Below are 20,033 nucleotides of genomic sequence, written 5' to 3' on the forward strand. Positions count from 1 at the left end.
CGGACTACTAAGGAGGTTAGGTTGAGATGAAAGTAAGACCATCTGTAAAACCGATCTGCGAAAAATGTAAAGTAATTCGCCGACGCGGTAAAGTAATGGTAATTTGTGAAAATCCTAAACACAAACAAAAACAAGGTTAATTCTAAAGGAGGTGCACAACGTACATGGCACGTATTGCTGGTGTTGACATTCCTCGCGACAAACGCGTGGTAATTTCATTAACTTACATTTACGGTATTGGTAAAACTACAGCTCAGAAAGTATTAGCTGACGCAGGTATTTCAGAAGATACACGCGTACGCGACTTAACTGAAGATGAGTTAAACAAAATCCGTGAACAATTAGACACATACAAACTTGAAGGTGACTTACGTCGCGAAACTTCATTAAATATTAAACGTCTGATGGAAATCGGTTCATTCCGTGGTATCCGTCACCGTCGTGGTTTACCTGTTCGTGGTCAAAATACGAAGAACAATGCGCGTACGCGTAAAGGTCCTCGTAAAACAGTAGCGAACAAGAAAAAATAATCAGTAAAGGAGGTTCCTTCTTAACATGGCTCGTAAACAACAAACTCGTAAACGTCGTGTGAAAAAGAATATCGAATCTGGTATTGCACACATTCGTTCTACATTCAACAATACAATCGTAACGATTACAGATATGCAAGGTAACGCTGTATCTTGGTCAAGTGCTGGTGCTCTTGGTTTCCGTGGTTCACGTAAATCTACACCATTCGCTGCTCAAATGGCTGCAGAAACTGCTGCTAAAGCATCCCTTGAACATGGTCTAAAAACGTTGGAAGTAACTGTTAAAGGTCCTGGTGCAGGTCGTGAAGCTGCAATTCGTGCTCTTCAAGCTGCTGGTTTAGAAGTAACTGCTATTAAAGACGTTACTCCAGTTCCTCATAATGGTTGCCGTCCGCCAAAACGTCGTCGCGTGTAATGGGTGCGTCTCATATTGTATGAGAACATCATTTTTTGTACAGACTGTCTTGTGCAGATAATAAACGATACGTCAATGACGATCGAATCTATGATGGAAAGAACCTATACAATCGATGTTTTGAAGGAGGGTAAATAAAATGATCGAAATTGAAAAACCAAAGATTGAAACGGTGGAGATCAGCGAAGATTCCAAATATGGAAAGTTTGTTGTAGAACCGCTTGAACGCGGATATGGAAACACTTTGGGTAATTCTTTACGTCGTATCCTTCTGTCTTCATTACCAGGAGCTGCTGTCACTTCAATTCAAATTGACGGTGTTCTTCACGAATTCTCAACTGTAGAAGGCGTTGTAGAAGATGTAGCTTCAATTATTTTGAATGTGAAAAAACTAGCTCTTAAAATCTACTCTGACGAAGAAAAAGTTATTGAGATTGATGTAAAAGGCGATGGTACAGTTACAGCTGCTGACATTACACATGACAGTGATGTAGAAATTTTAAACCCGGATCTATATATTGCAACAATCGCTAAAAACGGTCATTTACGTATGCGTATGTACGCACAACGCGGCCGTGGTTACACTCCTGCTGATCAAAACAAACGTGAGGATCTTCCTATCGGCGTGATCCCGATCGACTCTATTTACACTCCAGTATCACGCGTCAATTTCCAAGTGGAAAATACTCGTGTAGGTCAGTCTTCTGACTACGATAAACTTTCTCTTGATGTGTGGACAGATGGTAGCATCGGTCCGAAAGAGGCGATTTCGCTCGGAGCAAAAATTTTAACCGAGCATCTAAACATCTTCGTTGGCATGACAGACGAGGCACAAACTGCTGAAATCATGGTCGAAAAAGAAGAAGATCAAAAAGAAAAAGTTTTAGAGATGACTATCGAAGAACTTGATCTTTCTGTTCGTTCTTACAACTGCTTAAAACGCGCTGGTATTAACACAGTACTAGAACTTGCGAATAAGTCAGAAGACGATATGATGAAAGTTCGTAACCTTGGACGTAAGTCACTTGAAGAAGTAAAAGCGAAGTTAGAAGAGCTTGGTTTAGGGTTACGCAAAGAAGACTAAGCGATTTAAACAAAACTTACAAGATCAGATATTTTTTATAAAGGAGGGAAACATCCATGGGTTACAGAAAACTTGGTCGTACAAGTTCTCAACGTAAAGCGATGTTACGTGACTTAGCTACTGACTTAATCATCAACGAGCGTATCGAAACTACTGAGGCTCGCGCTAAAGAAGTACGTAAAGCTGTTGAAAAAATGATTACTTTAGGTAAACGCGGTGATTTACATGCACGCCGTCAAGCTGCTGCATTCATCCGTCGTGAACTAGTAACAACTACTGATGCTGAAGGTAACGAAACAACTTCATTTGCACTTCAAAAGTTATTTGATGATGTTGCACCACGTTATGCAGAGCGTCAAGGTGGTTACACTCGTATTCTTAAAGTAGGTCCTCGTCGTGGAGACGGTGCACCTGTTGTAGTGATTGAATTAGTTTAATCATAAGAGAAGACAAGTGGTGAAGAGGGTGGAATCACCACCCTCTTTCTTTATAAACGATTTATACGACAAATAATTAAGCTGAGCGTTATGATGAGCGGACACTGTTGTGTGGCGTCTCGTTTAGCTCTCCGCACCTCATTCAAACGGAACAAGGGCTTGAGCACCCGTGTTTCTTGAAAATGTAACGACTAGCGCATTTCTATCGAATGAGGTGCGCGCTTTTTTATTTTTTAGGGAAGTATGATAGCGCCAATTTTGTGGTGCTTTTTTTTTATAGGCGGATTTTTAGAATGGTAGTCACCAGAATGTTTGCGGTGATTCACTCCAATATTTGAGGTATCCTATAAATTATTTTTAAATGAAAAATGATTTTAGCATTTTTCTTTTATCGACATAATGATTGTAGTAGAAATCATACATAAAAAAGTGTAAGTTAGTTAGTAGAGCTGAGCATGTAGAGAGGAGTTCTAGAAATGCCAGAAATTTTATCATTAAATAATGTGACATTTTCATATACACCAGAAGAGAAAGAAAGTCGCAATGCTGTTGAAAATGTAAGCTTTGCGGTTCAAGAAGGGGAATGGATTGCCATAGTGGGCCATAATGGTTCTGGTAAATCCACCATTGCAAAGCTTATGAATGGTTTGCTATACCCACAACAGGGCGATGTACGTATATTACGTGAACCATTAAGTGAAGATAACTTATGGGAAAGCCGTTCACAGATAGGTATGGTTTTCCAAAATCCTGATAATCAATTTGTTGGAGCGACAGTGCAGGATGATGTTGCTTTTGCTCTTGAAAATAATGGTGTACCGTTTGAAGAGATGGTAGAACGTGTACATGCAGCACTCGAACAAGTTAAAATGAACAATTTTTTAGATCATGAGCCACACCATTTATCAGGTGGTCAAAAGCAGCGTGTTGCCATTGCAGGTGCACTTGCGATGAAACCCAAGCTTCTTATACTAGATGAAGCTACTTCTATGCTAGATCCTCAGGGGCGTGCTGAGGTATTACAAACAGTTCAAACTTTACGTGCTGAAACAGGGTTAACAGTAATATCTATTACGCATGATTTAGAGGAAGCCATGCTTGCAGATCGTGTTCTCTTTATGAATGATGGAAAGAAATTTGCTGAGGGTACACCTTCTGAAATTTTTGCATTTGGGGACAAGCTAGTTGAGTTTGGACTAGACTTACCATTTGCCATGAAGTTATCAAAGTTGTTGCAAAAGGAAGGTGTTCCGTTAATGGGACAACATATGACAGAAGAAGAGTTGGTGAATGATTTATGGACATCAAACTTCAACAAGTAAGCTATGCCTATTCACAGGGTACACCTTTTGAAAAACGTGCATTATTCGATGTAGATTTTGAAATTCCTTCACATACGTATCAAGCAATTATCGGACATACGGGTTCCGGTAAATCAACAATTCTTCAGCATTTTAATGCACTTCTAAGACCAACCTCTGGGGAAGTACATATTGGAGATCGCATTGTTGTAGCTGGAAAAAAGGCGAAGGATTTAAAGGCTGTACGACAAAAGGTTGGTATTGTGTTTCAATTCCCCGAGCATCAGCTATTTGAAGAAACTGTATTAAAGGATATTATGTTTGGGCCTATGAACTTTGGTGTTTCGGAGCAAGAGGCAGAAGCACGAGCAAAAGAACTTATAGGCTTAGTAGGCTTACCAGAGAACGTACTTGAGAAATCACCTTTTGATTTATCGGGTGGACAAATGCGCAGGGTAGCAATTGCTGGTGTTTTAGCGATGGAACCTGAAGTTATTGTTTTAGATGAACCAACTGCAGGGCTTGATCCACGCGGTCAGAAAGAGATTATGGATATGTTTTATAAGCTGCACAAGGAACGTGGCCTAACGACGATTCTTGTAACGCACAGTATGGAGGACGCAGCTCGTTATGCAGACAATATTGTCATTATGCATGAAGGGAAAAATGTACTAAGTGGCACACCACAAGAAATTTTCAATGATGTAGAGACATTAAAAAATTTCCGCTTAGAACCACCTCGTATCGTCCGCTTTCAACAAAAAGTCGAAACAATGATAAACAAATCCTTCTCAAAAATATGCTTGACGGAAGAAGAGCTAGCAACTGAAATTGCTCGGGTACTAAGAGAGGAGCGTGGACAGTCATGATGGAGAAAATGATATTTGGTCGCTTCCTTCCTGGAAATTCTCCAGTCCATAAGCTCGATCCACGATCAAAGCTTATATTTGTGTTTGCATTCATTATTATTGTTTTTTTAGCAAACAACACAGTGACATATGCTTTGCTATTAGCTTTTACTTTACTCGTTGTGCTAATATCAAATATTCGTCTGTATTTTTTAATTAATGGTCTAAAGCCGGTAATTTTTTTAATGGCATTTACCTTCTTAATTCATATATTTATGACGAAAGAAGGCGCCATAGTATTTGAATGGAAGTTTATCACCATTTACGAAGAAGGTATCCGACAAGGGATATTTATTTCGATACGTTTTTTAGTTCTAGTGTTTATGACATCTATCTTAACGCTTACAACATCACCGATTTCAATTACGGATGGCATTGAAGTACTGCTAAATCCATTAAAAGCGGTGAAAGTGCCAGTACATGAGTTAGCTTTGATGATGTCTATTTCATTACGCTTTATTCCAACGTTAATGGATGAAACAGATAAGATTATGAAAGCACAAATGGCACGTGGTTCGGATTTATCTTCTGGACCAATAAAGGATCGCATTAAAGCGGTTGTGCCATTACTGGTGCCTCTCTTTGTAAGTGCTTTTAAACGAGCTGAGGATTTAGCAACAGCTATGGAAGTAAGAGGCTACCGTGGAGGCGAAGGGCGTACGAGATATCGCAAGTTAAAATGGGATATGAGTGATACATTTTCACTTGTGTTATTAGTAGCAATGGCCGTTTTACTATTCTTCTATAGAAGTTAAAAGGAGTAAGCTTTATGCGACGATTAAAAGCAATTATAAGTTATGATGGAACGCAATTTTCTGGGTATCAAGTACAGCCTGGAGAGCGCACAGTACAGGCTGAGATTGAGCGTGTTCTAGCCATTATGCATAAAGGGGAAAAGATAAAAGTAACAGCTAGTGGACGTACAGATGCAAGGGTACACGCAACAGGACAAACATTGCATTTTGATTCACCACTAGCGATTCCAGTAGATAAATACATGAAGGCATTAAATGTTCAATTGCCAAGAGATATTCGGGTAATGTCAATTGAAGAAGTAGCTGATGATTTTCATGCGCGCTACAGTGTAACAGGAAAGCGGTACCGATATATATGGTCATGTGAGTCTGTACAGAGTCCATTCCGCAGACAATACACTGTTGAGACAAATGGTGTTAAACCAAATGTTGAGGCAATGCAGGAGGCAGCAAAGGCTATTATCGGTACACATGACTTTTCTTGTTTTTGTGCAGCCAATACAAGTGTCAAAGATAAGGTGCGCACAGTAACTACACTGCAATTTGAATGGTGTGGTGAAGAGCTTCATATGGTGATTGAAGGAAATGGCTTCTTATATAATATGGTACGTATTATTGCAGGTACTCTGTGGGAAGTTGGTATAGGACGTCGCGACATTGAGAACGTGGAGTTAGTCGTTAAATCTATGAATCGCGATAAGGCGGGCAAAACTGCACCTCCACAAGGCCTGTATCTTGAGAAAGTCTTCTATTAAAGAATTGCCACCAAAAGTTAAGATGCCATTTTAGAACTTAGGCCATGCATATAAGTTGATTGGAGTGGAGGCTGGGCGACTCCTTGGGAATCAGCAAATAGAGGAACGAAGGCTAAAACCATCACGTCCTGTGATAACGCCTTCGTGACCAACATCCTGCTGTTGCTGTCGCTTTGTTGTTCTACGCTTTCGCACAGAATAAACCCCTTTTGCTGCCGCTACGTTAGCACTTCGCTTTTGCGCAAAAAACATCTGTTGCCCCAAGCCGCTCATCGGCCGCCCCCAGGAAGCTCTGCTCTGAGCGAAAGCGAAGCGTCAGCTACAAAGCGCCCAGCCGGAACGGAAATCAACCCCACGTTGTGGTGACGAATCATTAAGAAGAACAACTAGCAAATGTTATAGAAATCTTGACGCGAAATATCATTGTATTTTTACAAAATAGAGGCTTACAAAAGCCCTAATTTTAACAATCAATGAATCTGAACAACTTCTCCAGGTGTTTATTGAAATTGCTTGACTTTAAAAGTCATTCATTATATGATAACAGATGGTATTTTCATTACCACCACAAATAAGCCCCGAAAACTTATAGTGTAGTTTAATGAAAAATAACGGTAATCGAATCGATTAGGAGGATATATACATGCGTACAACATTCATGGCTAAAGGTCACGAAGTAGACCGTAAATGGCTAGTAGTTGATGCAGAAGGCCAAACTCTTGGACGTTTAGCTTCTGAAGTAGCTGCTATCTTACGTGGTAAACATAAACCAACATTCACACCAAACGTTGACACAGGTGATCACGTAATCATCATCAACGCTGACAAAATCCATTTAACTGGTAACAAATTAGAGGGTAAACTATACCGTCACCATACTCAATTTGCGGGTGGTTTAAAAACTCGTACTGCTGGTGAAATGTTAGATAAGTACCCAACAAGAATGATCGAATTAGCAATTAAAGGGATGCTTCCTAAAAACTCTTTAGGTCGCAAAATGTTCACTAAACTTAACGTTTACACTGGAACAGAGCATCCACATGCTGCACAAAAACCAGAAGCTTACGAGCTTCGCGGATAATATAAATTAAGAGGAGGATATTACTTTGGCACAAGTTCAATACATCGGCACTGGTCGCCGTAAAAGCTCTGTAGCTCGCGTACGTTTAGTACCAGGTACAGGTAAAATTGTTATCAACAAACGTGAAATCGAAGAATACGTACCATTCGCTGCTTTACGTGAAGTAATTAAACAACCATTAGTAGCTACTGAAACTACAGGAAGCTATGATATCCACGTAAACGTTAACGGTGGTGGATACACTGGTCAAGCTGGTGCTGTACGTCACGGTATCGCTCGTGCTCTACTTCAAGTAGACCCAGATTTCCGTGCTGCATTAAAATCTGCTGGATTACTTACTCGTGATTCACGCATGAAAGAACGTAAAAAACCAGGTCTACGCGGCGCTCGTCGTGCACCTCAGTTCTCAAAACGTTAATATCGTTGTTATATCAGCGTTTCCAAGCCCTTTCTCGAATTTTCGAGAAAGGGTTTTTTTGTTTGGAAAATGCTACTCTTTGCTTCTGCACTTTTATATTAATAGCAATTCCGATGTGTATTTTATATAAAAATGGCTGATACTATTTTCAAGTTGGTAATTCTGAAAATGGAGGTCAATATATGAAAAGGCTATTAATATTATCACTTGCAGCAGTTGCACTTCTTGGTGCATGTGGTAATAAAACTGATGTAAAAAAAACTGAGGAAGTAAAAACAGGAAATACTGCAGATCAAAGACAGGTAGAAATAACAGATGGTCATGCGAATGCCAAAATTCTTAGTAGTACAGACTGGCAAGCAACAAAAGTTTATGACAAAAATAATAAAGATTTAACAGCAGAAAATTCAAATTTACTTGGCCTTGCGAAATATGACGATAATTCCGCACGCTATGAATTCTTCGATCCTAATACAGCTGGAAGCCTTGACGATAAAGGGATTTTCTTTTTTACTAATGATGGAAAGCATAGAATACTGATCTCGGAAACGAAAAATTACCAAGAGATTGTGGATATTACTAAGGTAACAAATAAAGTCTTTACTTATAAACGCATGGGGAAAGATGCAAATGGTAGCGATGTAGAGGTATTCGTTGAGCATGTCCCTTATACGGAAAAACACCTAACATTTACTGCACCAGATAAAACATTAAATGAATCTACAGGCCCTATTGTTAAGGACGTGGATGGAGATACAATTTTAGCTGGATCGCTATGGCAAGGAACAGTTGTATTAGACGTAAACAAGAATGACGTAACACAATATAATACGAATTTTATTAGCATTGCAAAATATGATGCTAATACGAATAAGTATGAATTTTTCAATCCTGATACAGGTAAAAGTCGCGGTGACTATGGCTACTTTAATGTGATTGATGGAAATAAATTAAGAGCTCATGTTTCAATAGGCGATAATAAATATGGGGCTGTGCTTGAAATTACTGAGCTAAATAATAAGAAATTCACATATAAAAGAACCGGTAAAGATAAAGACGGTAAGGATATACAAGTATTTGTTGAGCATGAACCTTATACAGGTAAGTTTAAACCTGAATTTACCCAAAAATAAAGAATTAACGCCATTAGTCCTTGTACTATTAATGGATTAATGCCGTTTGAGCATTACTAAAAAAGTATCTTCCACTACAAGTTAAACTCTCAATTTTAATACTTGAGAGTTTTTTTTACTTTCTGGCATAGTTCAATCACTAACTTCGTACACTATATGTAAAAGGGTGGTGGATATGGGTGAAGCGCTGGCTTGCACTAGGAGTAATTATGCTAATGAGTATAGTGGTCGTGGCATATGAAACGAATGCTTCGAACCGTAACTTCTTCTTACCGAACCCACTTGGTGGCATAAAAATTGTCATTGATGCGGGACACGGTGGTCAGGATGGAGGTGCTTCAAAGGGCGAAGTAATTGAAAAGGATATTACACTTGCAATTGCTCAGCATGTGGAGAAGCAATTAAAGAAGAAAGGCGCAACAGTCGTAATGACACGAACAAAAGATGGTGATGTTATCGACGAGCACGCGTCATCAGAAAAGTATGGAACATTGAGAGAACGAAAGAAGCAGGACATTTTTTTAAGAAAAGATATAGTAGAAAAAGAAAAACCGGATCTTTTTATTACAATTCATGCAAATGCCATTCCTGAAACAAAGTGGCGTGGTGCACAGGTCTTTTATCATAAAGAAGGACATGCTGAAAGTGAATTCTTAGCAAAGAGCATTCAAGATTCCATTCGCACTAATTTGAAAAATACGGACCGAGTAGCAATGTCTATACAACAAATATATTTACTGAAAAAAGCTGAGGTACCTGCTGCGCTAGTAGAAACAGGATTTATAAGTAATGATGAGGAACGTGCGCTATTGACTGATAAGAAATACCAAGAAAAAATGGGAGATGCTATTGTTGAAGGTATAGAAGAGTATCTATTAGCAAAAATTGAATAGAGCAACAAAACAACGAAAATCAAATCATTATGATATACTAACATTGAGATAATATAAGGGGAGTGTTCGTCGTGATAACTGAACAACAAGTACGAGAAATACTAGGACAACTACAAGATCCATTTTTACATAAATCATTTGCAGAAACAGACGGTATTACAAACGTAACGATAAAAGAAGAGAAGAATCATGTCAGTGTAAAAATTGCGATTGCTAAAACAAATACACCTGAACAATTACAGCTACAAATGAAAATTGTTGAAGTTTTGAAAGAAGCGGGTGCAAATACAGTTGGTATTCGTTTCGAAGAGTTATCAGCAGAAAAACTACAGAGCTTCCGTGGCGTAGCAACTGAGGCTGAGGCACAAGATATTTTATCTCCACTTAGCACAGTACAAGTTATTTCAATTGCCTCTGGTAAAGGCGGTGTAGGGAAATCTACAGTATCAGTTAACTTAGCAGTTGCATTAGCACGTCTAGGTAAAAAGGTTGGCTTAATTGATGCTGATATTTATGGATTCAGTGTGCCTGATATGATGGGTGTTACAGATATGCCTAAAGTGGTAGACAATCGAATTTTCCCTGTTGATCGTTTAGGTGTAAAAATGATTTCAATGGGCTTCTTTGTTGAAAATAACGCACCGATTGTATGGCGTGGACCAATGTTAGGCAAAGTGTTAGATCAGTTCTTCCGTGATGTAGAATGGGGTGAGCTAGACTATCTACTATTGGATTTACCACCAGGTACAGGTGACGTTGCATTAGATATTCACCAAATGCTTCCTTCATCAAAAGAAATTGTCGTAACAACACCACATCCAACGGCCGCTTTCGTTGCAGCTCGTGCAGGTGCAATGGCTTTACAAACAGATCATGAAATTTTGGGTGTTATTGAAAATATGGCATGGTATGAATCGAAATCAGGTGACCGTGAATTTGTATTCGGACAAGGTGGAGGTCCTAAGTTAGCAGATGAATTACGTACTGAGTTACTTGGTCAAATTCCTCTTGGTCAGCCTGACTGGTCAGAAGAAGATTTTGCACCTTCTGTTTATGCTGAAAGACACACAACAGGACAAATTTATTTAGACATCGCGACGAACATCATTAATAAATTAAATAAATAATGAAAACGGATTTCCTCGAACAATGGAGGAAATCCGTTTTTACATATAAGTGGTTACTGAGCGCCTTTTTGCCCATTCCCTTCACCACCACCGCCACCGCCACCAGCTTCTTCTTTTTTACCGCCGCTAGCTTTGCCTGTCTCGCCACCGCTCTTCCTAATAAGCTCCTGCCATTTCGATTGCATAAGCGGACTTTCAATTGTTTCTTTGACGATTTCCTCCGTTTGCTTTCTCATAGTGGAGGATTTAAGAATATTCTCTAACTGCTTTTGCATATCTGGCTGGCCAAAGAAAGCCTCCATATCTTTTTGGAAAGAGGGGTCTTTTATTAATGCCTTCATAATATCCTGTTGTTGCTTTTGCATACTTTTAGCTACAGTTTCCTTAAACTTTGGATCTTCGAATGTTTTCTTCCAAAAGTCTTCAGCTTCTTTGGAAAGCAAGGTAGATTCGGTAGCTTTCTTCACTTCATCATGCTCTAAAACCAATAATTCACGGAAACTTGGTTCCTCTAAAAGCTTCCGCAACGCCTTTTTACCATCCTCGGTTTGTAAAGAGTCGATCATTATTTTTTTTATTTCATCATATGACATGGTAGAGGCTTTCTCTTGTGAACAGGCAGAAAGAAAGAGCATTAGGATTAGTAGTAAGAAGAATTTTCGCATCAATAATCAGTCCTTTCTATAAATAGACTCTTTCAATTATTGTTCACATTTATGAGGACTTTATGTATTGGTTAGGATGAGAAATAGCTTTTTTAACAATGCATTGTTAAAATGAATACAGATATACATAAGAAATTGGGGGACTTTTAGTTGTGACGATACGAAATTGGGCAAAGTTTTTCTTCTTTGCAATGCTCGTTGGTGGCGCAGTCAACGGAATTTGCAGTTTATTTATTCGATGGGACTTCTTCCAACCATATATAACGAACGGTCACTGGGGTGAATTTTTGGCCGGGCTTTTATGGATGGTTTTCTTAGGGTTTACAATGAGTGTTATTGCACAGGCAGGCTTTTTTGCGTATTTAACACTCCATCAAGTGGGAGTTAATATTTTTAGAACACTTACATTATGGAATTGGGTACAGCTATTATTAATTGCTTTTACTATTTTTGATATTATTTTCTTCCGCTTTGTACCAGGTGTAAAAGATGGACAAAGTTGGTTATTCTATGTAGGTTTGTTAATTGTGTTACTATTAGGTGCTATAGTAACAGCCATTCAAAAAGTGAAATTAACAGGAAAAAAACATGTTTTCATTTCGGCATTATTTTTTATGATTGTCGTTACGACACTGGAATGGACAATTGCATTAATGGGTCGCGATGAAAATATTAACGAGTATGTTGCACTTTTACTATTCCCACTACTCGCTGTAAATGCTTATCAATTATTAGTATTACCAAAATATAATGCAAAATCCGAAGAAGATCGTCAAAAATTAGAAGCTCGCCGTAAAGCACGTCGTGAACAAGCTAAAAACGCATAATGAAGAAGAAGTTGCCTCTATTATTTGGAGGCAACTTCTTTGTTATGGTGATTTTTTAGTTTGAACTTTATAGCCGAATATATTTTCCTCAATCGACATAAATTTATTTTGTTGTAGAAATGTATTTAGGTCTTTAAACGAGATGTTACTATTTTGGTGTAATGACATAAAAACAAAATCTCCCTTTTGTAATTTAGGTGTCTTTTCACCTTTCCAGATTAGAGAGGGAGAAAGTATATTCATCTGCTGTTGAAATAAGTTGTTTTGTAAATCCTGCGAATACTGGTGATTTCGTGTTGCAAACCAAAGTGGTGTTTCTTGAAAATACTTTTCATAAATATTAATATCTTTTTGAACGACGGCAAGATCAATTGGCTTATCCACTAAATCCTCTGGCCCTAGTAATCCTGTAGGTAGTTTTCGTTCTTGAATGACTTTTAGGTGCTCTGGTGAACGTTTAATCCATGCAGCATCTAACAATAGAAGCGGATAAGGTTCTTTTACAGTTTTAAGCCAGTCCAATAGGGTTTCATCAGAGAAAGATATTTCGACAATAAGTGATGTACCATAATGACCTTTTGTCACAACTGCTGGAGTATCAGCGATGTTAAATACAGAAATCATAGTAGAATTTATCGGCTTTATAAAGACAAACAGTATTACGATGAAAAGAAGTGAAATCAACGTTTTACGAACCATCATAACAACCTCGTTTCTATTTTTTAACTTCTTTCAGAAGAAGTTCCCATCTCAATAGGTGGTGAGATGAATGCGGATTTAAACTACTTTTCAACGGGAGTCCAAACACCCACTGAAAGAAGTTAAAGCCTCCGGCGGATGTCACGGAATCGGAAAGGAGTTCTTTGTGCAACCACAAAGCTGATTCCGGACGCAATTATGCCAAGGCATAATTGATATAAAAAAAAGTCCTTTTAAAAAAACTTATGATTTAGTGTTGACTTTCATGAACAATCGATGTTATTATGTATAAGTCGCCAAGAGGTGACACAGTAAGTGAAAAAATGAACCTTGAAAACTGAACAAGCAAAACGTAATCAATAAAGTTTTTAGTAGCTAGCCTTGAGTTAGCGAACGAAACAAAATTTTGGACATCAAACATGATGCCAGCAAAACAATTTGAGCTAATCAAATTTCTTTTATGGAGAGTTTGATCCTGGCTCAGGACGAACGCTGGCGGCGTGCCTAATACATGCAAGTCGAGCGAACAGAGAAGGAGCTTGCTCCTTCGACGTTAGCGGCGGACGGGTGAGTAACACGTGGGCAACCTACCTTATAGTTTGGGATAACTCCGGGAAACCGGGGCTAATACCGAATAATCTATTTTACTTCATGGTGAAATACTGAAAGACGGCATCTCGCTGTCGCTATAAGATGGGCCCGCGGCGCATTAGCTAGTTGGTGAGGTAACGGCTCACCAAGGCGACGATGCGTAGCCGACCTGAGAGGGTGATCGGCCACACTGGGACTGAGACACGGCCCAGACTCCTACGGGAGGCAGCAGTAGGGAATCTTCCACAATGGGCGAAAGCCTGATGGAGCAACGCCGCGTGAGTGAAGAAGGTTTTCGGATCGTAAAACTCTGTTGTAAGGGAAGAACAAGTACAGTAGTAACTGGCTGTACCTTGACGGTACCTTATTAGAAAGCCACGGCTAACTACGTGCCAGCAGCCGCGGTAATACGTAGGTGGCAAGCGTTGTCCGGAATTATTGGGCGTAAAGCGCGCGCAGGCGGTCCTTTAAGTCTGATGTGAAAGCCCACGGCTCAACCGTGGAGGGTCATTGGAAACTGGGGGACTTGAGTGCAGAAGAGGAAAGTGGAATTCCAAGTGTAGCGGTGAAATGCGTAGAGATTTGGAGGAACACCAGTGGCGAAGGCGACTTTCTGGTCTGTAACTGACGCTGAGGCGCGAAAGCGTGGGGAGCAAACAGGATTAGATACCCTGGTAGTCCACGCCGTAAACGATGAGTGCTAAGTGTTAGGGGGTTTCCGCCCCTTAGTGCTGCAGCTAACGCATTAAGCACTCCGCCTGGGGAGTACGGTCGCAAGACTGAAACTCAAAGGAATTGACGGGGGCCCGCACAAGCGGTGGAGCATGTGGTTTAATTCGAAGCAACGCGAAGAACCTTACCAGGTCTTGACATCCCGTTGACCACTGTAGAGATATGGTTTTCCCTTCGGGGACAACGGTGACAGGTGGTGCATGGTTGTCGTCAGCTCGTGTCGTGAGATGTTGGGTTAAGTCCCGCAACGAGCGCAACCCTTGATCTTAGTTGCCATCATTTAGTTGGGCACTCTAAGGTGACTGCCGGTGACAAACCGGAGGAAGGTGGGGATGACGTCAAATCATCATGCCCCTTATGACCTGGGCTACACACGTGCTACAATGGACGATACAAACGGTTGCCAACTCGCGAGAGGGAGCTAATCCGATAAAGTCGTTCTCAGTTCGGATTGTAGGCTGCAACTCGCCTACATGAAGCCGGAATCGCTAGTAATCGCGGATCAGCATGCCGCGGTGAATACGTTCCCGGGCCTTGTACACACCGCCCGTCACACCACGAGAGTTTGTAACACCCGAAGTCGGTGGGGTAACCTTTTGGAGCCAGCCGCCGAAGGTGGGATAGATGATTGGGGTGAAGTCGTAACAAGGTAGCCGTATCGGAAGGTGCGGCTGGATCACCTCCTTTCTAAGGATATTTTCGGAATACAAACCTAGGGTTTGTAAGATTACGTTTTGCGTTCAGTTTTGAAGGTTCATCATACGATGAAATACTTCAAAACTTGTTCTTTGAAAACTGGATAAAACGACATTGAAATTGTAACAAACACATTTATTTTTTAAGTTTTTTTATAGGCTTAATAACTTGGTTAAGTTATTAAGGGCGCACGGCGAATGCCTTGGCACTAGGAGCCGATGAAGGACGGCACTAACACCGATATGCTTCGGGGAGCTGTAAGTGAGCTTTGATCCGGAGATTTCCGAATGGGGGAACCCACTACGTTTAATCGCGTAGTATCTTGACGTGAATACATAGCGTCTTGAAGGCAGACCCAGGGAACTGAAACATCTAAGTACCTGGAGGAAGAGAAAGAAAAATCGATTCCCTGAGTAGCGGCGAGCGAAACGGGAAGAGCCCAAACCAAGAGGCTTGCCTCTTGGGGTTGTAGGACACTCTATACGGAGTTACAAAAGAGCGAGTTAGATGAAGCGACTTGGAAAGGTCCGCCAGAGCAGGTAAAAGCCCTGTAGTCGAAAGTTCGTTCTCTCCTGAGTGGATCCTGAGTACGGCGGAACACGTGAAATTCCGTCGGAATCCGGGAGGACCATCTCCCAAGGCTAAATACTACCTAGTGACCGATAGTGAACCAGTACCGTGAGGGAAAGGTGAAAAGCACCCCGGGAGGGGAGTGAAAGAGATCCTGAAACCGTGTGCCTACAAGTAGTTAGAGCCCGTTAATGGGTGATAGCGTGCCTTTTGTAGAATGAACCGGCGAGTTACGATTACGTGCAAGGTTAAGCTTTAGAAGGCGGAGCCGCAGCGAAAGCGAGTCTGAATAGGGCGAAATAGTACGTGGTCGTAGACCCGAAACCAGGTGATCTACCCATGTCCAGGGTGAAGGTGAGGTAACACTTACTGGAGGCCCGAACCCACGCACGTTGAAAAGTGCGGGGATGAGGTGTGGGTAGCGGAGAAATTCCAATCGAACTTGGAGATAGCTGGTTCTCTCCGAAATAGCTTTAGGGCTAGCCTCGTGATGAGAATACTGGAGGTAGAGCACTGTTTGGACTAGGGGGCCATCCCGGTTTACCGAATTCAGACAAACTCCGAATGCCAGATATTTATACACGGGAGTCAGACTGCGAGTGATAAGATCCGTAGTCAAAAGGGAAACAGCCCAGACCACCAGCTAAGGTCCCAAAGTAATCGTTAAGTGGAAAAGGATGTGGCGTTGCACAGACAACCAGGATGTTGGCTTAGAAGCAGCCATCATTTAAAGAGTGCGTAATAGCTCACTGGTCGAGTGACGCTGCGCCGAAAATGTATCGGGGCTAAACGATTCACCGAAGCTGTGGATTGACATCTACGATGTCAGTGGTAGGAGAGCGTTCTAAGTGCGTTGAAGTCAGATCGGAAGGACTGGTGGAGCGCTTAGAAGTGAGAATGCCGGTATGAGTAGCGAAAGACGGGTGAGAATCCCGTCCACCGTATGACTAAGGTTTCCTGAGGAAGGCTCGTCCGCTCAGGGTTAGTCGGGACCTAAGCCGAGGCCGATAGGCGTAGGCGATGGACAACAGGTTGATATTCCTGTACCACCTCCTCACCGTTTGAGAAATGGGGGGACGCAGTAGGATAGGGTAAGCGCGCTGTTGGATATGCGCGTCCAAGCAGTAAGGCGTGTGTGTAGGCAAATCCGCACACTGTAACGTTGAGCTGTGATGGCGAGTCCGTATGGACGAAGTTCCTGATTTCACACTGCCAAGAAAAGCCTCTATCGAGGTGAGAGGTGCCCGTACCGCAAACCGACACAGGTAGTCGAGGAGAGAATCCTAAGGTGTGCGAGAGAACTCTCGTTAAGGAACTCGGCAAAATGACCCCGTAACTTCGGGAGAAGGGGTGCTCTTGAGCGTGCAAGCGCATGAGAGCCGCAGTGAATAGGCCCAGGCGACTGTTTAGCAAAAACACAGGTCTCTGCAAAACCGTAAGGTGACGTATAGGGGCTGACGCCTGCCCGGTGCTGGAAGGTTAAGAGGAGTGGTTAGCGCAAGCGAAGCTGCGAATTGAAGCCCCAGTAAACGGCGGCCGTAACTATAACGGTCCTAAGGTAGCGAAATTCCTTGTCGGGTAAGTTCCGACCCGCACGAAAGGCGTAACGATCTGGGCACTGTCTCAACGAGAGACTCGGTGAAATTATAGTACCTGTGAAGATGCAGGTTACCCGCGACAGGACGGAAAGACCCCGTGGAGCTTTACTGTAGCCTGATATTGAATTTTGGTACAACTTGTACAGGATAGGTAGGAGCCAGAGATCTCGGAGCGCCAGCTTCGAAGGAGGCGTCGGTGGGATACTACCCTGGTTGTATTGAAATTCTAACCCATGCCCCTTAGCGGGGCAGGAGACAGTGTCAGGCGGACAGTTTGACTGGGGCGGTCGCCTCCTAAAAGGTAACGGAGGCGCCCAAAGGTTCCCTCAGAATGGTTGGAAATCATTCGTAGAGTGTAAAGGCACAAGGGAGCTTGACTGCGAGACCTACAAGTCGAGCAGGGTCGAAAGACGGGCTTAGTGATCCGGTGGTTCCGCATGGAAGGGCCATCGCTCAACGGATAAAAGCTACCCCGGGGATAACAGGCTTATCTCCCCCAAGAGTCCACATCGACGGGGAGGTTTGGCACCTCGATGTCGGCTCATCGCATCCTGGGGCTGTAGTCGGTCCCAAGGGTTGGGCTGTTCGCCCATTAAAGCGGTACGCGAGCTGGGTTCAGAACGTCGTGAGACAGTTCGGTCCCTATCCGTCGTGGGCGTAGGAAATTTGAGAGGAGCTGTCCTTAGTACGAGAGGACCGGGATGGACACACCGCTGGTGTACCAGTTGTCTTGCCAAAGGCATCGCTGGGTAGCTATGTGTGGACGGGATAAGTGCTGAAAGCATCTAAGCATGAAGCCCCCCTCAAGATGAGATTTCCCATTACGCAAGTAAGTAAGATCCCTCAAAGACGATGAGGTAGATAGGTTCGAGGTGGAAGTGTGGTGACACATGGAGCTGACGAATACTAATCGATCGAGGACTTAACCAAAACGTTTGAAACATTCAATGCACGTTTATCCAGTTTTGAAAGAATAATTCTTTCAATATGTCTAGTGATGATGGCAAAGAGGTCACACCCGTTCCCATACCGAACACGGAAGTTAAGCTCTTTAGCGCCGATGGTAGTTGGGGGCTTCCCCCTGTGAGAGTAGGACGTCGCTAGGCGCAAAAAGTCGCTGCTGATAAACTCAGTAGTGGCTTTTTTTATACTCCAAAATAACATTAAACAATCTCAATATATATTTAAGAGACATTTCAGCCAAGTGATTGGTGAAATGTCTCTTTATTATTTTATACAGTTGCTGCTGCTCGTAGCTCTATACGACGAATCTTACCAGAAGTTGTTTTTGGTAGCTCATCGATAAAGACAATACTACGAGGATATTTATAAGGGGCTGTTAATGCTTTAACATGCTCCTGTAGTTCTTTTGTTAACTCATCTTCATTACGATCTTTGTAGCCTTCTCGTAAGATGATAAATGCTTTAACAATATGTCCTCTAATTTCATCTGGTGCTGCGACAACAGCACACTCTTGTACAGCTTCATGTTTGTTTAAAGCATCCTCTACTTCAAATGGCCCAATTGTATAGCCTGATGAAATAATAATGTCATCTCCTCGGCCTTCAAACCAGAAGTAACCATCTTCATCGCATTTGGCTTGATCTCCAGTAATATACCAATCTCCACGGAAGGCTGCTTGTGTACGTTCAGGCTCACGATAGTACTCCTTAAATAGAGCAGGAGATGATTTGTGTACTGCAATATCTCCAACTTCTCCAACAGGTGCCTCGTTGCCTTCATGATCTATAATACGGACAATATTGCCTGGGGTAGGGACACCCATAGAACCCGGACGTAACTCAGTATTTTCAAGTGTGCCGATTAATAGAGTATTTTCCGTTTGACCATAGCCATCGCGCACTTTAAGACCGAAGTTATTCATAAATGTTTCGATGACTGGCCGATTTAATGGTTCACCAGCGGAAACAGCACTGCGTAGAGAAGATAGATTATAGTCTTTTAAATTATCAATCTTCGCCATAATTCGATATTCCGTTGGAGTACAGCATAATACATTGACCTTTTCATCATGGAGCAGTTGAAGGTATGTTTTTGCATCAAATCCTCCATGGTATACAAATGCAGTTGCGCCCAGCATTATAGTCGATAAAAACGGGCTCCAAATCCACTTTTGCCACCCTGGAGCTGCTGTAGCCCAAACTAAGTCACCTTCACGTACACAAAGCCATTGTGAAGCAGCTGTCCTAATATGTGCATATCCCCATCCGTGTGAATGGACAACTCCTTTTGGTTTGCCAGTGGTGCCAGATGTATAAGAAAGAAATGCCATATCATCTCTTTTAGTAGCAGCTGCTGTAAATGTATCTGGCTGAGTACTTGCTAAATCATCTAAAGAAGTCCAATTACTTGTAGCAGTACCTATAACTAATTTATTATTTAATGCCTCAACTGAAGAAGTAATTCGATCTACCTCACTTGTGAACGCTTCATAGGCAATTACTGCCCTTGCAGAAGAGTGCTCCATACGATATTCTAAATCACTAGCACGTAGCATTTCTGAACATGAAATAGGAACAATTCCAGCTTTTAGACACCCAAGAAAGACAAAATAAGCCTCAGGAAGACGTGGAATTATAACTAATACGCGATCTCCTTTTTGAAGCCCCTTCTTCGTAAAGGCATGCGCGTATTGATTCATTTTTTTAACAAGTTCAACATAGGAAATAGTTCGACGTTCCTGCTGAGTATTTAGCCATCGTATTGCTTGGCGATCACTATCTTGAGAAAATTTCTCCAATTCCTCTGTAATATTATAGAATTCTGGTGCAATTAAATCGTTTGTTACCATGTGAA

The 20,033-nt window shown here is 41.7% G+C and carries 19 protein-coding genes and 3 rRNA genes; 18 read left to right on the forward strand and 4 right to left on the reverse strand.

The features are described 5' to 3' along the window. The first annotated feature begins 26 nt into the window (after window positions 1-26). The 9 genes from rpmJ to truA all read left to right on the forward strand — a co-directional run bounded on the left by rpmJ (window position 27) and on the right by truA (window position 6,185). Window positions 27-140 (forward strand): 50S ribosomal protein L36, encoded by a 114-nt coding sequence (gene rpmJ / locus JNUCC51_RS12495; RefSeq protein ID WP_000868344.1) that lies wholly within the window; start codon window positions 27-29, stop codon window positions 138-140. 24 nt (window positions 141-164) lie between these two features. After that, window positions 165-530 (forward strand): 30S ribosomal protein S13, encoded by a 366-nt coding sequence (gene rpsM, locus JNUCC51_RS12500; protein ID WP_053482802.1) that lies wholly within the window; start codon window positions 165-167, stop codon window positions 528-530. A 25-nt stretch (window positions 531-555) separates the two neighbouring features. Continuing rightward, window positions 556-945 (forward strand): 30S ribosomal protein S11, encoded by a 390-nt coding sequence (rpsK, locus tag JNUCC51_RS12505; protein WP_036151912.1) that lies wholly within the window; start codon window positions 556-558, stop codon window positions 943-945. Window positions 946-1,084: 139 nt separating this feature from the next. Further along, window positions 1,085-2,029, forward strand: coding sequence for a DNA-directed RNA polymerase subunit alpha (locus JNUCC51_RS12510; protein ID WP_004233733.1), 945 nt, complete (start codon window positions 1,085-1,087; stop codon window positions 2,027-2,029). A 56-nt stretch (window positions 2,030-2,085) separates the two neighbouring features. Continuing rightward, window positions 2,086-2,466: a 50S ribosomal protein L17 gene (gene rplQ / locus JNUCC51_RS12515; RefSeq protein WP_012296051.1), complete on the forward strand. Its 381-nt coding sequence runs from the start codon at window positions 2,086-2,088 to the stop codon at window positions 2,464-2,466. A gap of 476 nt (window positions 2,467-2,942) precedes the next feature. Next, window positions 2,943-3,788 (forward strand): energy-coupling factor ABC transporter ATP-binding protein, encoded by an 846-nt coding sequence (locus JNUCC51_RS12520; protein ID WP_337988335.1) that lies wholly within the window; start codon window positions 2,943-2,945, stop codon window positions 3,786-3,788. Next, entirely contained in the window at window positions 3,764-4,636 is an 873-nt protein-coding gene (locus tag JNUCC51_RS12525; RefSeq protein WP_337988336.1) for an energy-coupling factor ABC transporter ATP-binding protein, read from the forward strand. Before JNUCC51_RS12520 ends, JNUCC51_RS12525 begins: the two co-directional genes overlap by 25 nt. Continuing rightward, window positions 4,633-5,430, forward strand: coding sequence for an energy-coupling factor transporter transmembrane component T family protein (locus JNUCC51_RS12530; protein ID WP_337988337.1), 798 nt, complete (start codon window positions 4,633-4,635; stop codon window positions 5,428-5,430). Before JNUCC51_RS12525 ends, JNUCC51_RS12530 begins: the two co-directional genes overlap by 4 nt. Window positions 5,431-5,444: 14 nt before the next feature. Next, entirely contained in the window at window positions 5,445-6,185 is a 741-nt protein-coding gene (gene truA, locus JNUCC51_RS12535) for a tRNA pseudouridine(38-40) synthase TruA (RefSeq protein WP_100543473.1), read from the forward strand. Between the two features lie 90 nt (window positions 6,186-6,275). Here truA and JNUCC51_RS12540 read toward each other — a convergent pair whose 3' ends face one another. After that, window positions 6,276-6,458 carry a hypothetical protein gene (locus JNUCC51_RS12540; RefSeq protein WP_337988338.1) on the reverse strand — a complete coding sequence of 61 codons (183 nt, stop codon included), beginning with the start codon at window positions 6,456-6,458 and terminating at the stop codon, window positions 6,276-6,278. Window positions 6,459-6,828: 370 nt separating this feature from the next. On the opposite strand from JNUCC51_RS12540, the gene rplM reads away from it, so the two are divergent. From rplM to JNUCC51_RS12565, 5 genes are all read left to right on the forward strand, one after another. Beyond that, entirely contained in the window at window positions 6,829-7,266 is a 438-nt protein-coding gene (rplM, locus tag JNUCC51_RS12545; RefSeq protein ID WP_049662886.1) for a 50S ribosomal protein L13, read from the forward strand. A gap of 25 nt (window positions 7,267-7,291) precedes the next feature. Next, complete coding sequence (rpsI, locus tag JNUCC51_RS12550; protein ID WP_004233744.1) at window positions 7,292-7,684, forward strand: 30S ribosomal protein S9; 393 nt, start codon at window positions 7,292-7,294, stop codon at window positions 7,682-7,684. 182 nt (window positions 7,685-7,866) lie between these two features. Further along, complete coding sequence (locus JNUCC51_RS12555; RefSeq protein ID WP_337988339.1) at window positions 7,867-8,817, forward strand: DUF4822 domain-containing protein; 951 nt, start codon at window positions 7,867-7,869, stop codon at window positions 8,815-8,817. Window positions 8,818-8,996: 179 nt separating this feature from the next. Continuing rightward, window positions 8,997-9,710 carry an N-acetylmuramoyl-L-alanine amidase gene (locus JNUCC51_RS12560; RefSeq protein WP_134022338.1) on the forward strand — a complete coding sequence of 238 codons (714 nt, stop codon included), beginning with the start codon at window positions 8,997-8,999 and terminating at the stop codon, window positions 9,708-9,710. A 71-nt stretch (window positions 9,711-9,781) separates the two neighbouring features. Continuing rightward, on the forward strand, window positions 9,782-10,837 hold the full coding sequence (locus JNUCC51_RS12565; protein ID WP_337988340.1) for a P-loop NTPase: 1,056 nt from the start codon (window positions 9,782-9,784) through the stop codon (window positions 10,835-10,837). Between the two features lie 53 nt (window positions 10,838-10,890). Here the strand turns inward: JNUCC51_RS12565 and gerD are convergent, their stop codons facing one another. Then, window positions 10,891-11,502 carry a spore germination lipoprotein GerD gene (gene gerD / locus JNUCC51_RS12570; protein WP_337988341.1) on the reverse strand — a complete coding sequence of 204 codons (612 nt, stop codon included), beginning with the start codon at window positions 11,500-11,502 and terminating at the stop codon, window positions 10,891-10,893. 152 nt (window positions 11,503-11,654) lie between these two features. Here gerD and JNUCC51_RS12575 point away from each other — a divergent pair, with 152 nt between their 5' ends. Beyond that, window positions 11,655-12,329: a KinB-signaling pathway activation protein gene (locus JNUCC51_RS12575; RefSeq protein WP_337988342.1), complete on the forward strand. Its 675-nt coding sequence runs from the start codon at window positions 11,655-11,657 to the stop codon at window positions 12,327-12,329. Window positions 12,330-12,371: 42 nt separating this feature from the next. On the opposite strand, the gene JNUCC51_RS12580 is transcribed toward JNUCC51_RS12575, so the two are convergent. Beyond that, window positions 12,372-13,031 carry a hypothetical protein gene (locus tag JNUCC51_RS12580; RefSeq protein WP_337988343.1) on the reverse strand — a complete coding sequence of 220 codons (660 nt, stop codon included), beginning with the start codon at window positions 13,029-13,031 and terminating at the stop codon, window positions 12,372-12,374. 454 nt (window positions 13,032-13,485) lie between these two features. Here JNUCC51_RS12580 and JNUCC51_RS12585 point away from each other — a divergent pair. The 3 genes from JNUCC51_RS12585 (at window position 13,486) to rrf (ending at window position 18,321) form a co-directional block, all read left to right on the forward strand. Beyond that, window positions 13,486-15,038: ribosomal RNA gene (locus JNUCC51_RS12585) — 16S ribosomal RNA — on the forward strand. Between the two features lie 179 nt (window positions 15,039-15,217). Then, window positions 15,218-18,145 (forward strand): 23S ribosomal RNA (locus JNUCC51_RS12590). A gap of 60 nt (window positions 18,146-18,205) precedes the next feature. Further along, window positions 18,206-18,321: ribosomal RNA gene (rrf, locus tag JNUCC51_RS12595) — 5S ribosomal RNA — on the forward strand. Together the 16S, 23S and 5S rRNA genes form the textbook arrangement of a ribosomal RNA operon. Before the next feature lie 126 nt (window positions 18,322-18,447). Here rrf and mbcS read toward each other — a convergent pair. After that, window positions 18,448-20,028: an acyl-CoA synthetase MbcS gene (gene mbcS, locus JNUCC51_RS12600; RefSeq protein WP_337988344.1), complete on the reverse strand. Its 1,581-nt coding sequence runs from the start codon at window positions 20,026-20,028 to the stop codon at window positions 18,448-18,450. Window positions 20,029-20,033 lie beyond the last annotated feature (5 nt).

The organism is Lysinibacillus sp. JNUCC 51 (genome assembly GCF_015999525.1).
Taxonomy (GTDB): Bacteria; Bacillota; Bacilli; order Bacillales_A; family Planococcaceae; genus Lysinibacillus; species Lysinibacillus xylanilyticus.